General features: G+C 58.1%; 14 protein-coding genes. 4 read left to right on the top strand and 10 right to left on the bottom strand.

Features of this window, described 5'->3' with window-relative positions:
* Positions 1-204 precede the first annotated feature (204 nt).
* From EKL02_RS01255 to EKL02_RS01245, 3 genes are all read right to left on the bottom strand, one after another.
* Positions 205-681, bottom strand: a complete 477-nt coding sequence (locus EKL02_RS01255) for a DUF494 domain-containing protein (protein ID WP_128900337.1) — start codon at positions 679-681, stop codon at positions 205-207.
* Positions 682-924: 243 nt separating this feature from the next.
* Positions 925-2,055, bottom strand: a complete 1,131-nt coding sequence (gene dprA, locus EKL02_RS01250; RefSeq protein ID WP_206732431.1) for a DNA-processing protein DprA — start codon at positions 2,053-2,055, stop codon at positions 925-927.
* An 8-nt stretch (positions 2,056-2,063) separates the two neighbouring features.
* Entirely contained in the window at positions 2,064-3,128 is a 1,065-nt protein-coding gene (locus EKL02_RS01245; RefSeq protein ID WP_128900335.1) for a LysM peptidoglycan-binding domain-containing protein, read from the bottom strand.
* Positions 3,129-3,324: 196 nt separating this feature from the next.
* Here EKL02_RS01245 and def point away from each other — a divergent pair, with 196 nt between their 5' ends.
* The gene (gene def / locus EKL02_RS01240) at positions 3,325-3,861 is read left to right on the top strand and encodes a peptide deformylase (RefSeq protein ID WP_128900334.1); all 537 of its coding nucleotides are present in this window, start codon (positions 3,325-3,327) and stop codon (positions 3,859-3,861) included.
* A 7-nt stretch (positions 3,862-3,868) separates the two neighbouring features.
* On the opposite strand, the gene EKL02_RS01235 is transcribed toward def, so the two are convergent.
* A complete protein-coding gene (locus EKL02_RS01235; RefSeq protein WP_128900333.1) occupies positions 3,869-4,750 on the bottom strand; it encodes a LysR family transcriptional regulator in 882 nt (293 codons plus the stop codon).
* Between the two features lie 109 nt (positions 4,751-4,859).
* On the opposite strand from EKL02_RS01235, the gene EKL02_RS01230 reads away from it, so the two are divergent.
* Together EKL02_RS01230 and EKL02_RS01225 are read left to right on the top strand one after the other, a co-directional pair.
* Positions 4,860-5,240, top strand: a complete 381-nt coding sequence (locus EKL02_RS01230; protein WP_128900332.1) for a CidA/LrgA family protein — start codon at positions 4,860-4,862, stop codon at positions 5,238-5,240.
* Entirely contained in the window at positions 5,230-5,946 is a 717-nt protein-coding gene (locus EKL02_RS01225) for an LrgB family protein (protein ID WP_128900331.1), read from the top strand. The genes EKL02_RS01230 and EKL02_RS01225 overlap by 11 nt, the downstream gene beginning before the upstream one ends.
* A 7-nt stretch (positions 5,947-5,953) precedes the next feature.
* Here EKL02_RS01225 and EKL02_RS01220 read toward each other — a convergent pair whose 3' ends face one another.
* From EKL02_RS01220 to EKL02_RS01205, 4 genes are all read right to left on the bottom strand, one after another.
* Entirely contained in the window at positions 5,954-6,625 is a 672-nt protein-coding gene (locus EKL02_RS01220) for a glutathione S-transferase family protein (protein ID WP_347232094.1), read from the bottom strand.
* Positions 6,626-6,751: 126 nt separating this feature from the next.
* Positions 6,752-7,537, bottom strand: coding sequence for a hypothetical protein (locus EKL02_RS01215; RefSeq protein ID WP_128900329.1), 786 nt, complete (start codon positions 7,535-7,537; stop codon positions 6,752-6,754).
* A 7-nt stretch (positions 7,538-7,544) separates the two neighbouring features.
* Complete coding sequence (locus EKL02_RS01210) at positions 7,545-8,132, bottom strand: uracil-DNA glycosylase family protein (protein WP_128900328.1); 588 nt, start codon at positions 8,130-8,132, stop codon at positions 7,545-7,547.
* Positions 8,133-8,173: 41 nt separating this feature from the next.
* Positions 8,174-9,316 (bottom strand): hypothetical protein, encoded by a 1,143-nt coding sequence (locus tag EKL02_RS01205; RefSeq protein WP_164931915.1) that lies wholly within the window; start codon positions 9,314-9,316, stop codon positions 8,174-8,176.
* A 464-nt stretch (positions 9,317-9,780) separates the two neighbouring features.
* On the opposite strand from EKL02_RS01205, the gene EKL02_RS01200 reads away from it, so the two are divergent.
* The gene (locus EKL02_RS01200; protein WP_128900326.1) at positions 9,781-10,620 is read left to right on the top strand and encodes an alpha/beta hydrolase; all 840 of its coding nucleotides are present in this window, start codon (positions 9,781-9,783) and stop codon (positions 10,618-10,620) included.
* 9 nt (positions 10,621-10,629) lie between these two features.
* On the opposite strand, the gene EKL02_RS01195 is transcribed toward EKL02_RS01200, so the two are convergent.
* Positions 10,630-11,205 carry a transglutaminase family protein gene (locus EKL02_RS01195; protein WP_128900325.1) on the bottom strand — a complete coding sequence of 192 codons (576 nt, stop codon included), beginning with the start codon at positions 11,203-11,205 and terminating at the stop codon, positions 10,630-10,632.
* Positions 11,206-11,218: 13 nt separating this feature from the next.
* Positions 11,219-11,848, bottom strand: coding sequence for a DJ-1/PfpI family protein (locus EKL02_RS01190; RefSeq protein ID WP_128900324.1), 630 nt, complete (start codon positions 11,846-11,848; stop codon positions 11,219-11,221).
* Positions 11,849-11,923: the final 75 nt, after the last annotated feature.

Genomic DNA, 11,923 nt, shown 5'->3' with positions numbered 1-11,923 from the left:
GCGCGTTGCAGCCAGGGCTTGTCGTCAAGCCTCTGACAATTTGGCAATTAGCGGCCAATGATAAGCGCGTTCCGCCACAATCTGCAAGCCGGGAGCGCGACTAGCGTGACCGGACACGGCAAAATTGTATAAATGGAAAGACGGTTGTCGCGCAGGAGGGAGCGGCGAGAGGGGCGCCTTCCTGCAGCGCAGGAAGGCGCTAAATCAATGCAACAAGCGGGCTTCGGTGTTTTCGTTATCCCAGAACAATTCATCGAACATCAAGCCATCCGGCTCCTTGCCCTGGCTCCACAACACCATGAGCACGATGACCTTGAGCTTGTCGAGCGAGAGCCGGCGGTCGCTGGCGGCCAGCGCGCGCTCGATGACGATTTCACGCTGGATCGGGTCAAGCAGCTTGGCCGATTCGAGAAACTGGATGAAACCCACCGCCGCCGTGCCGAGTATTTCGAGCTCTTGCTGCGCATAGAAACGCATGCCAAATGAAAAAGCCGTCTGCTCGGGATAGCGATGCGAAAAATCGGTGGCAGTCTTGTCGAGGTCGGTCAACCAGCCCAGTGCCTTGTTGATTTCCTCATCTTCAAAGCCGATAGCCGACAGTTTCTTGACCAAAGCCTCCGGGTCCGGGCAGGCGTCGGGACGGTAGTATGTTTCGTAGAGGTAAACAAGGACGTCAAACATAATTCAAATGTAGCCTTAAGATTGCGGTGTGACAAGCGCTGGACGCACCATGCCATGGTCATTAGTTGCGTGTTGTTGACACTGACATGTGGCAATAATACCGCATAGATAATTTTATGCGGTGAAACTAAAAGCTTGTCATTTATGCGATGACAGTCGCTCGATGAAAGGAAGGAAAGGCAAAGCGGGCAAACAGACGCGTCGCCACGCTTACAAAAGACTGTACTCTGGGGAAAAAGTTCTCTAGTGCAAGCGGCGGTAGATTTCGCCAGGCAAGCGTTCCAGCCTGCCTTGCAACTCCAGCGTGAGCAATTGTGCATGCAGACTGGCGCTGTCCTGGCCGGCGCGCAGTGCCAGCGTGTCAATATCGACCGGGTCAAAGCCGATCAGCGCCAGCAAGGTGTCTTGCTGCGGTAAGCCGCCAGCGCGCGCAGCGGCGGCGGGAGTCTGCTCCAGCTGCTGGCCGTATTCTTCCAGGATATCCTGGGCGGCCTCGACCAGCTTGGCGCCCTGCTTGATCAACTGGTGACACCCCTTGGACAGCGGTGAGTGGATCGATCCGGGAATGGCGAAGACATCGCGCCCCTGCTCGGCCGCCATGCGCGCCGTGATCAGCGAACCCGATTCGGCAGCAGCTTCGATGACCAGGACGCCGCGTGACAAACCGCTAATGATGCGGTTGCGGCGCGGGAAATTGCCGGACAGCGCGGCGGTGCCGAGCGGGTATTCGCTGACGATGCAGCCGGCTTGCGCAATCAGGTGCGCCAGTGTGCGGTTGCGCGCCGGGTAGACGATATCGGCGCCAGTGCCGATGACGGCGATGGTCGAACCGCACGCCAGCTCGGCGTAGCGCAGCGCGCCCTGGTGGGCCGCGGTATCGATCCCCAGCGCCAGGCCCGAGACGATGGTCCAGCCGGCCGCACTCAGGGTTTCGGAAAATTTTTCAGCATTGACGAGGCCTTGCGCGGTCGCATTGCGGCTGCCCACGACGGCCAGCGACTGCCGCGACAACAGTTCGATGCGGCCTTTTACATACAGCAGCAGGGGCGGATCGGCGATATGGAGGAGATCGGCCGGATAGTCGGCATCGGCCAGGGTGAGAATGCGGTTGCCGGGCTCGCCGGCCCATTGCAGAGTCTTCTCGACTTGCGCCAGTGCGGCCGCATCCGGCGGCGCCAGCAGGGCTTGCGCTATGCGGTCGGAGACCAGTTCGCGCAAGGCTGGAACATCAGCGGCAAAAATATTCGCCGGCAAGCCGAAGCGGCGCAAGAGCTTGCGCGCGGTTTCCGGCCCAACCCCGCGCACCCGCTCCAGCCGCAGCCAATGCGCAAGCTGGTCGGGGCCGGCTGCCAACGGACCGATTGAACCGGTCACGTTCAGAGTTACTCGGGTGTCTTGGCGACGTCGCCGACTTGCACGGTGTCGGCAACGTTCATGATCAGCGCGTAAGAGATGTTGTCGAATACGCGAAACACAAACAGCGCGCCGTATTTTTCATCCGGCAGCTTGATCATGTCCTTGGTATCGGTACGGTCCTTGACGAAGCCGCCATAGCGATACAGTTCCAGCACGGTACCAAGGTCGACACCATCCTTGGTGCCACGGTTGATCGATACGATCTGGTTTTGGCCGGCATGGGTCACGCCGCCGTAGACCGAGACGACGCGCGCGGCCATTGCCGATTCAGGCGCGTGCGGCACGTAGTTCAGCAACGGGGTCGGCGGCACCGGCAGCAAACGGTCGCCCACGCTCATCTCTTCCTTGGCAGTGATCACCGTAAAGGAATGCGCTTCATTGGCGGCCTTGGCCGTGCGCACCAGCTTCAGGTTGCCGAGATAAACGGCTTCATAACCGATCACCTGTTTGGTTTCCGGATCGGTGAGCGGCTTGCCAGGGCGGAAGACCTGGAAATCGGTGGCATTTTTCAAGTCACCGCCGACATAGGCACGGTCACCCTTGGCGAGGTTGACCCGGCCTTCCTGGCTGGCGACAATGCGCGGCGTGCCTTGCAACTGTTCAGGCGTAACGATCAGCGGCTGCGACAGGAAGGGCTCGATCACACCGGAGGGAATTGCCGGCACCGCATCCAGGCCGATCCCTTCGAGGCGCACTTGCGGCGACAGGCGCACGGTGCCGGCAGTGCCGCCGACCGGCTTGCCCAGGCTCAGGCGGCCGCTGGCGCGGTCGAAATAAACGATCTGGCCGGGATAGATCCAGTGCGGATTCTTGATCTGGTCGCGGTTCAAGCCCCAGACTTGCGGCCAGCACCAGGGGTTTTGCAGGAATTTTCCAGAGATATCCCACAGCGTGTCGCCGCGCACCACCTTGTGCGAATCCGGCGCATCAGCCTTGAAATCGCATTTTGGCGCGGCAAGGGCTGCGGGCGCAACCAAGGCAGCGGACGCTGCAAAAGCGAGGGAAACGACTGCTGTGCTAAAATTTTTCATGGTTTATCCGATGAATGTGGCCAGATTTTTCGGTAATGGGCAACGCGCAGCCACAGCATGTTGCCAATGTACCCGAATTATTCAGCACATGATTTGTGGCAACAGTTGTCAATTTGAATCAAATTCTGCACATAAATCCTTGAACTAGCAAGAGAAACTGCACTCTTAACTTGCAGCATTGTTGCGCAAAAGTCGTATGTCCTTATTAAATATTCTGCGTTATCCCGATCCGCGCCTGCACAAGGTTGCCAAGCCCGTCACGGTTTTCGATGCCCGGTTAAAGCAGCTGGTCGCCGATATGGCGGAAACCATGTATGACGCCCCGGGCGTTGGCCTCGCCGCGACCCAGATCGACGTGCACGAACAGATCGTCGTCATCGACGTATCGGAAACGCAAAACGCGTTGCAAGTGTTCATCAATCCAAAAGTGGTCTGGTCCAGCGAAGAAAAGCGCGTCTACGACGAGGGTTGCCTGTCGGTGCCCGGCATTTACGATGGCGTCGAGCGCCCTGCGCAGGTGCGCGTGCAAGCCCTGGATCTCGAAGGCAAGCCTTTTGAAATCGCCGCCGATGAATTGCTGGCGGTCTGCCTCCAGCATGAAATCGACCACCTGAAAGGCAAGGTTTTCGTCGAATACCTTTCGCCACTCAAGCGCAACCGCATCAAGACCAAGCTGGTCAAGGAAGAAAAGGAAATGCAGCGCGGGCAGGCCAAGGCCGCCGGCGCGCGCTGATCCGCAGTCAATCCGGCTGGCGTTCGCCGGCCAGTTCAAGCCAGGCCTTGGCGGCGCGCGACAGGTACGCGCCGCGGCGCCAGACGAATGCCAGGTCCCAGCGCAAGTCCGGCGACAGCAAAGGCATTCTCACCAATCCGGGACGCTCCATCTTGCGGGCCACCAGGCGCGGCATCAGCACCACGCCCTGGCCGCTGGCGACCAGGGCGCTCAGCAGATCGGGCTGGCCGCTGCGCCCAACTTCGCGGGGCACAAAGCCAGCCTGGCGGCACGCCAGCAGGATGCGGTCGTTCAAGGCGAAACTCTCCTGGTAGAGCAGGAAGGGCGAGTCCGCCAGTTCTTCCAGCGCCAGTCCCTTGCGCTGGCTGAGCGGATGGCTCGTGCCCAGCAGGATGTCCAGCGGCTCGTTGACAAACGGCTGGTAGTCGAGGGCCGGATCGCTCGGGGTCAGTGAGCTGGCCAGGTCCAGTTCGCCATCCAGAAGCGCCTTTTCCAGCATCTTGCTGCCGCCTTCCGAAAGATGCACGATGATGTGCGGGTAGCGCTGGCGGTAGCGCGTAATCAGCGAGGTCAACAGCGCCTCGCCGCCGAGAAGCGGCAGCCCCAGGCGCAGTTCGCCACGGTTGAGCTGGCTCAGATCGTCGAGCTCCGCGCGCAGCTCGCGCTGCAGGCGCAGCATTTCTTCGGCACGCGCCAACACCAGTTTGCCCGCATCGGTCAGGCGAATATGCGGCCCATTGCGCTCGAACAACTGCTCGCCCAGGCGCTGCTCGAGCTGGGCTACCTGCTTGCTGATGGTGGACTGCGTCGAATGCAGGCGATCGGCGGCCTGGGTAAAGCTGCCATGACGGACCACCTCGACGAAACTGCGCAACTGTTTGAGCTCCATGCGGCGCTATCTCCAGTATTCGATTTTGGAATGCCATCTATTCTATCAATTCTCTTTGGCAGTAGTAGGGTCGGGCCTACAATCAAATTTCTTTCAGGAGTCCTGGCCCATGAACCGTATCCACCGCTTGCCGCGTCTTGCCATCGAATTGGCCGTGTTGCTGGCGTTCTGCTGGCTGGGCAGCAGCATCGCCGCCTGGTTGGGCTGGCCGATTCCGGGCGGGGTCATTGGCATGGGATTGCTGCTGCTGCTCTTCGCCAGCAAGCGGCTGACGCCGGCCTCATTGCAGCTGGGTTCCGGCCTGCTGCTGGCCGAAATGCTCCTGTTCTGCATCCCGCCGCTGATGAGCGTGCTTGACCACCGCGCACTGCTTCAAGACAAGGGCTGGCAACTCGGGCTGATGATCGCCATCAGCACCCTGCTGGTTGCGCTGAGCACCGGGCTCACGGTGGAAATTCTGTGCCGCAGGAGCATGCAGCATGAGTCTTGAGCCCTGGCCCCTGTTCTGGCTGCTCCTGACGGTTGGGGCCTATGCCTGCAGTCGCTACCTGTACAGGCGCACCGGGCGCTACCTGCTCTCGCCGCTGATGCTGGTGCCCGCCTTATTGCTGGTGCTTGCCGTTCCCCTGCGCACCAGCTATGCCGAATACACCAGCAATGCCCATTTTCTCACCCTGATGCTGGGCCCCTGCATGGTGGCGTTTGCCATTCCGGTATGGCAGCAGCGCGCCATGCTGGCCCGCCACTGGCTCCCCTTGTTGCTGGGCATGGTCGTCGGCAGCGTGGTGTCGATTGTCAGTTCATGGCTGCTGGCGGGCCTGTTTTCGCTGGACGCGGACATCAGCTACTCGCTGCTGCCGCACTCGGTGTTTTCGCCGATTGCCATGCCGCTGGCAGGCAACATCGGCGGCGTTCCGGAGCTGGCCTCGGTGTTCGTCATGGCGACCGGCGTATTCGGGGCCGCCGCCGGCAGCGTGCTCCTGCGCTGGATTCCCATGCGCACCGCACTGGCCAGAGGAACACTCTTTGGCGTGAGCGCGCACGGCGCCGGCGTCAGCCGCGCCAGGGAATTCGGCAACCAGGAAGGGGCCGTTGCAGGCCTGGCCATGGTGTTGACCGGGCTGCTCAACCTGCTCCTGGCGCCCTTGCTGGCACTGTTGCTGCAGGCTCCGGCAGCCAGGCAAATCATCGGTTAAAAATGTATCAGGCGGCGGCTTGCAGTCCGCCATCCAGATACTCCCTGCGCATCCGCTCGACATAGTGCGCCAGGTTGGCATAGTGTGCCGCGTCCCTGGACAAGGGCGTGTCGAATTGCGGACAGAATACGCCGGCCATAAACGCGAACAAGGTGGCGTCGGCGCCGCACGGCTTGGCACCCATCAGATACGGCTTATTGCCAAGCAGTGCCGAGAGTGACTCGAGGGATTTCTTTGCCAGCACCAGCTTCTCATCGGGGTTGTGGCGGCCCGTTCCCTGGGCATGCAAGGCCTTGCGCATTTTATGTTGCACGACAGCTTCAATGGCTGGCCGTGCCGGCCACGGAATTTTTTTGAACAGCAGGTCGGCGGTACGGCCAAAGTTGACAGCGTTGAGCCAGCGCCACTCGAGCAGGATCCAGTACAGGTTATCTTCCAGCAGCTTCTCGGCGCACCAGGCGATGCCACGCTCTTGCTCAGTCAAGCCGGCGTCAAAATCGATGCCATACTTTTTTTCAATATGCCAGCGAATAAACGTCGAATCCGCAATGACGGTGCCGTCGTCCTCGATGTAGGGCAATTTGCCCTTTGGCGCCTTGGCGAATCCGCGCAAGTTTGTGTCATAGGGCAGGGCTGCGATCTTGAGCAGCATTTCAGTCTTCGAAACGAACGGACTCATATCGAGGAGTCCAAAGGCTGGGCCAAACTTGTAGAGCGTGATCATTTTTTATCCGAGTCCTTGTTGATGTTTTTGTGGAGAACGTCAGTGTTGAACGGTTTGCCTGTATTTTTGCCGGGCGTGCGGTCAATTTTGTTTTAGCATTTTCCCCCTAAAAAATTCGACGATTAAGCGCGTTTGTTCCGCGGGCCAGATGTGGCCGCCGCGATGAATGAAGGTCATCAGTTCGATCCCGTCCTGACTTTTTGCCGAATTGATGCCGGGACGTTCGACCTCGCTCGGAGCAATGCCAAACCGTGCCGCGGCATACTTGATGGATTGTCGCTGCCAGTCAAAGGGGATCATGTCATCGTGAAGTCCCATCCCCATGAATGCCGGACGCGGCGCCACGCCCTTGATCAGCTTGTCCGCCTGCCCGGCAGAAAAAGCTACTGCGGCAAAACGATCGCTGCGCAGCGCCCATAAAATGCCGACAAAGCGTGCACCATTGGAATGGCCGACGGCGAATACTCTTTGGCGGTCGATGTTGTAATGCCGTCCCAAGGCATCCAGTGCGGCATCGGTCAAGCCGACATCGCGATCATTCATGTCGCCGATATTGATCTGCCAGCCCCGCTTCAATCCCTCGGGGTCGTACGGGGCCGGGTTGCCGGGCAATCCATCGAGGTACACGACCAATGCCTCGGGCCAGGCGACGTGCAAACGTGTGCCTGCAGCCATTTCCTCTGCACTGCCGCCGCGTCCATGAAAGGCCAGCACTGCCGGCGCCGGCATAGCGCCCGATGGCGGTGCGCAGACAATGCCGGTGCGCTCAAGGCCATAGACGGACAAAGCCTTGCGCGCGCATGCTGCGTGAGCATTGCCAAAACAGACTGCGAGCACGACGACCAAACCGCAGATTATTTTTTTCATGATTCCTTTAGCCGTCACCCTGCAGCGCGTCTCTCACGTGTTGCCGCAATGCGGGAACACGTTCTTTCTCGAACCATGGATTGCGCGCCAGCCAGAGATTGTTGCGCGGGCTCGGATGTGGCAGTGGAATGACGTTCGCTCCGTTGTTTTGGAACCTGCTGACGATGTCAGTCAGCGAACCGCGCTCGGCTGGCAAATGGTAGGCGAGCGCGTATTGGCCGAGGACGAGGGTCAGTCTGAGTTGCTTGAGTTGCGCAAGCAAGCTGGCACGCCATGCCGGTGCGCATTCCGGACGCGGTGGCAAGTCCCCGGACTTGCCGGTGCCCGGATAGCAAAAACCCATCGGCAATATGGCGACCTGTTTCGAGTCATAGAACTGCGCGTGGGCCAAGCCCAGCCAGTCACGTAGGCGATCGCCACTTGCGTCATTGAAGGGCACGCCCGTTTCGTGGACCTTGCGACCGGGCGCCTGCCCGGCGATGAGAATGCGGGCAGCAGCGTCAAACTGCAGCACAGGGCGCGGGCCAAGCGGCAAGTGCTCGGCACAGAGAGTGCAAGATCGGACGTCTTTCAACAGCGCAGAGATCGTGGCCATGGGCGTGTTGATGATGCATTCAAGTGGGCGACAGGTCGCAATCAGCGTGTAGTGGCAACGACCGGTTCTGAAGCCGGACCCTGATTACCATTGGAGGCAATTGCGCGTACCGTATAAACATACGTAGCATTTGCAGCTAAGCCACTATCGCGATAATTGGGGCTAACGAGCGGGCTGCTGTTTGCCAGTACGTTATTACGGTAAACATTGTAGCCACGTGCGCCACTGACAGCGTTCCAGGATAATTTGATGGCGTATGGCGAAGTAGCGGCGATGGCGACATTTTGTGGCGCAGCGACGGGTGCATAGCCGCTCGTGATGCGATCAACCATTCTTTTCGTCATCAGCAACTGACGCCCGCTCTTCTTCGCATAATCAGCGTCGTCATAGCCCCACCAATCCCAGCAACCTTGTCCATTGACCGGCTCTGTCAGCGATGGAAATATTTGCGGATACAAGACAATGAGGTTGTTGGTGTCGGCCCATTCGTTCAAGCCGGACCTACGCACAAACTGATCGCCAATTTTTTGAAAAGACATGTTGCAGCCATGGTAGGCCACATGCACTTTGCATAGCTCCCCGCGGCTGCATGCGGCCGGCACATAAACCCAGGCATTGTTATCGAGCCCATGCACTACAGGGTTGCGATCCTCCAGAAACTCGGCCTGATCGATTGCCAGGAATTGGCCGGAGAGCTGGCCTGTCTGTTTCGGCTGCAAGGTACCGTAGAACAGCGACAGAAAAGTCTGTTGCACATCCAGATTGCAATTGTTGATGTAAGGGCTTTGTTGTACCTCGCATAGATTAGGACCCAGCAATGAGACCCAACTGTGACCTGCCATCACCTGGTTGTTATAGACGACATTGGCAGGTGTAACGAAATTCAAATAATAATCGCGCAGTGCATCCATCGCCGGTTGCCGTACCGTCTGATCCAGCACGCCACTAAACAAATACACTTTGGCGTTAATCAAATTGGCTGTATTGTCGATCCAGCCTTGCATCGCCCAATAACGGGTGGTGCTGACCAGGCTTGCGACAGGAACTTGCGCTGCGCTCAGGGCTACCATGCAGCGGGTCAGCGCAAAAGCCAAACTCCCTTCTGCGCAGTAATAAGCATTGCCGGCAAAAATTGCGGCGCCCTTGAACGTGCCGGAATACGCAACGTGCGTCTGGACAGCCATTGCTCCGCCAGAGGAAACTCCGGACACAGTAACTTGATTTGGGTCGCCGTTATAGCTGGATAGAGGCGCAGCGAATGCGGATCCGCTCAGCAAGGCTATGAACATAACGGATAGCAACCGGAGTAGCCAAGACGCAGAGGCGTGCATTTGATTCCCCAAAAGTAGAGTCAAGAATGTCCCCAAGAGCGGCACTGCATGGTTGCGGCTAACGTTGGGGATATTGGTGCAATGCGCAGAGAGTGGTGAAGTATGCTGCCACGGAAGAATCTTGTTGTCAATTATGCATTTATTCCCCGCCCCGCCTCGACATTGCAAACCTATGTAAATTTCGTACTCCTTCCGCAACACCTTCTCATTTCGTGCTCAAGTTCCATTCACTGTATGCCATAGAATAAATTTGCGTACGGCAATTGCATCAGATCCGCCAATGACCATTGGGCTAACGGGACAGGAAGGGAAGCAATATGCGGCAAAGACAATTTCTGAGTAAGCATAGCGACGGTTTCCACAAGGTGGCGTATGCCGAATGGGGTGACCCGTTAAACAAGAACACGATCGTTTGTGCCCATGGCCTCACCCTGAATGGCCGGTATTTCGACTGGTTTGCCAAAGCCGCCGAAGACCACTACCGCATCATCTGCCCGGATTCGATTGGCCGCGGCAAGAGCGACTGGATTGACCCGTCACTCTACTGGTTCGACCAGTACGTCGCCGATAACGCCACGCTGCTTTCCCATATCGGATTGGAGAGCGAGATCAACTGGGTCGGCACGTCGATGGGCGGGCTGATCGGCATTCACCTCGCCACGCATAAAAATACGCCGTTGAAGCGCCTCGTGCTCAACGATGTCGGGCCGTTCATTGCCTCCGCGGCGATTACCGCGATCGGCGAATACATCGGCAAGGACGAGCGCTATAAAACGATTGCCGAAGTCGAGGAGCAGTTGCGCAAGCTGTATCCGAAATTCGGTAACTTAACGAATGAACAGTGGCGCCACCTCGCGCGCATCGGTTCCCAACTGACCGAGGAGGGTGACCTGAGGCTTGCATATGACCCGCGCGTACGGGAATATTTCCGCCGCGGGGGGGATTATTCGATCTGGGATTTGTGGGAGAAAATCGATATCCCCATCTTGATACTACGCGGCGGCGAGTCGGCCATTTTGACCCAGGAGACGCTGGAAGAAATGGTGGAACGCAATCCCAACGCCAGGTCGCATGTGTTTGCCGGGATCGGCCATGCCCCGCCGCTGATGACGGGCGACCAGATCGACGTCATCCTCGATTTTCTCAATGCAAGCTGAGCTTTTTTATTAGACCAACTCGATGTCCGGGAGATTTGCGGCAACGGCTTCGACCGACGCATGCGATGTCAGCGCCGCGACAACCAGCGGCAATGGCTCGGCCCAGATCTCCGGCAAATCCCGTTCGTTCTTATCCTTGATTGTAAAGGCCAACTGTTCCAGGGGCGGGGTGAACTGGGCATTCACGGTGGCCTTGTTTCCTCTTGCGTCGAGCCGGTACCAGCCGTAACGCTGCAGGTACACGGCATTCAAGCCGTGCAGACAATACGGGCCACCCTCATCGCCGACCGACAGGCGCTGGTAGCAGAGACCGGCGGGTATGCCGATTGCCCTCAGCAATGCCGCAAGCAAGTGGCTCTTGGCGTAACAATAGCCTGTGCCGTGTTTTAAAACATCGGACGCTTTGCAAGTGACGGGATTGAGCTTGTAATCCCAGCTGTGTTTGATTGAGTCGCGCACGAACGCGAAGCATGCCTTGACGCGTTCTTCTTCTGATGCGCAATCACGTACCAGGTCGGCCGCCATTTTGGCGACATCGGGATGGTCGGAATCGATGTAGGGGCTGGAGGATAGGTAGGCGTGCATTTGTTCAGTAGGCTTAAATCTCATCCCTGAGATACGCCGGTGCATTGGGATGCTTTGCGAAGCTGCTGTAATGATTTGCATCCGGATAGTATTCCGCTGCGCATTGCACCTTGCCGGCAGTTTCTTCGCCAGCTTCGGCGGCGATAAAGGCCAGCATCATGTCGGTCCCAGCTGACACGCCAGCCGATGTCCATATTGCCTGATCCTGCACATAGCGCTTCTCTACCACTTCCACATCACCGAGTTCGCGCAGCCGCCCGAGCGAGCCCCAGTGCGTTGTCGCCTTTTTCCCTGAAAGTAAACCGGCCTTATGCAACAGAAAAGAGCCGGTGCAAACTGAAAGCACAGATTTGCAATGCCTTGCCTGCTCCTTGATAAATTCAACAAGCGCAGGGTTATCGACTTCGTCACGCGTGCCTTCGCCGCCCGGTACCAGAAGGTAATCAAGTTGTGGGGAGTTACTAAACGATTTATGGGGATTAACTGACAGTCCCTTGGAACATATGACAGGGCTTTCTGACTGGGCGATCACGAAACAGTTTTCTGGCCCGTTCGCATATTTGCGCCACAATGAAAGCATCTCCCAGGGGCCGATGAAGTCCAGTTCTTCAACTTTTGGAAATATCAGAATTCCGAAGTTCATTGATGCCTCTTTTTAATATTTAACGCTGCGTTGACCGGCGGTAGACGTGGACTATGTCGTATAACGAGTTAGGTA

Source organism: Janthinobacterium sp. 17J80-10 (assembly GCF_004114795.1).
Taxonomy (GTDB): domain Bacteria; phylum Pseudomonadota; class Gammaproteobacteria; order Burkholderiales; family Burkholderiaceae_D; genus Paucimonas.
The sequence above is the reverse complement of the archived record's forward strand: the minus strand, read 5'-3'. Positions and strand labels throughout refer to the sequence as shown.

Excerpts from the sequence above, each read along its gene's own strand:
- EKL02_RS01255 (WP_128900337.1), bottom strand. The coding sequence starts at position 681 with ATGTTTGACGTCCTTGTTTACCTCTACGAAACATACTACCGTCCCGAC.
- EKL02_RS01245 (WP_128900335.1), bottom strand. The coding sequence starts at position 3,128 with ATGAAAAATTTTAGCACAGCAGTCGTTTCCCTCGCTTTTGCAGCGTCC.
- def (WP_128900334.1), top strand. The coding sequence starts at position 3,325 with ATGTCCTTATTAAATATTCTGCGTTATCCCGATCCGCGCCTGCACAAG.
- EKL02_RS01235 (WP_128900333.1), bottom strand. The coding sequence starts at position 4,750 with ATGGAGCTCAAACAGTTGCGCAGTTTCGTCGAGGTGGTCCGTCATGGC.
- EKL02_RS01230 (WP_128900332.1), top strand. The coding sequence starts at position 4,860 with ATGAACCGTATCCACCGCTTGCCGCGTCTTGCCATCGAATTGGCCGTG.
- EKL02_RS01225 (WP_128900331.1), top strand. The coding sequence starts at position 5,230 with ATGAGTCTTGAGCCCTGGCCCCTGTTCTGGCTGCTCCTGACGGTTGGG.
- EKL02_RS01220 (WP_347232094.1), bottom strand. The coding sequence starts at position 6,625 with ATGAGTCCGTTCGTTTCGAAGACTGAAATGCTGCTCAAGATCGCAGCC.
- EKL02_RS01215 (WP_128900329.1), bottom strand. The coding sequence starts at position 7,537 with ATGAAAAAAATAATCTGCGGTTTGGTCGTCGTGCTCGCAGTCTGTTTT.
- EKL02_RS01210 (WP_128900328.1), bottom strand. The coding sequence starts at position 8,132 with ATGGCCACGATCTCTGCGCTGTTGAAAGACGTCCGATCTTGCACTCTC.
- EKL02_RS01205 (WP_164931915.1), bottom strand. The coding sequence starts at position 9,316 with ATGGCTGTCCAGACGCACGTTGCGTATTCCGGCACGTTCAAGGGCGCC.
- EKL02_RS01200 (WP_128900326.1), top strand. The coding sequence starts at position 9,781 with ATGCGGCAAAGACAATTTCTGAGTAAGCATAGCGACGGTTTCCACAAG.
- EKL02_RS01195 (WP_128900325.1), bottom strand. The coding sequence starts at position 11,205 with ATGCACGCCTACCTATCCTCCAGCCCCTACATCGATTCCGACCATCCC.
- EKL02_RS01190 (WP_128900324.1), bottom strand. The coding sequence starts at position 11,848 with ATGAACTTCGGAATTCTGATATTTCCAAAAGTTGAAGAACTGGACTTC.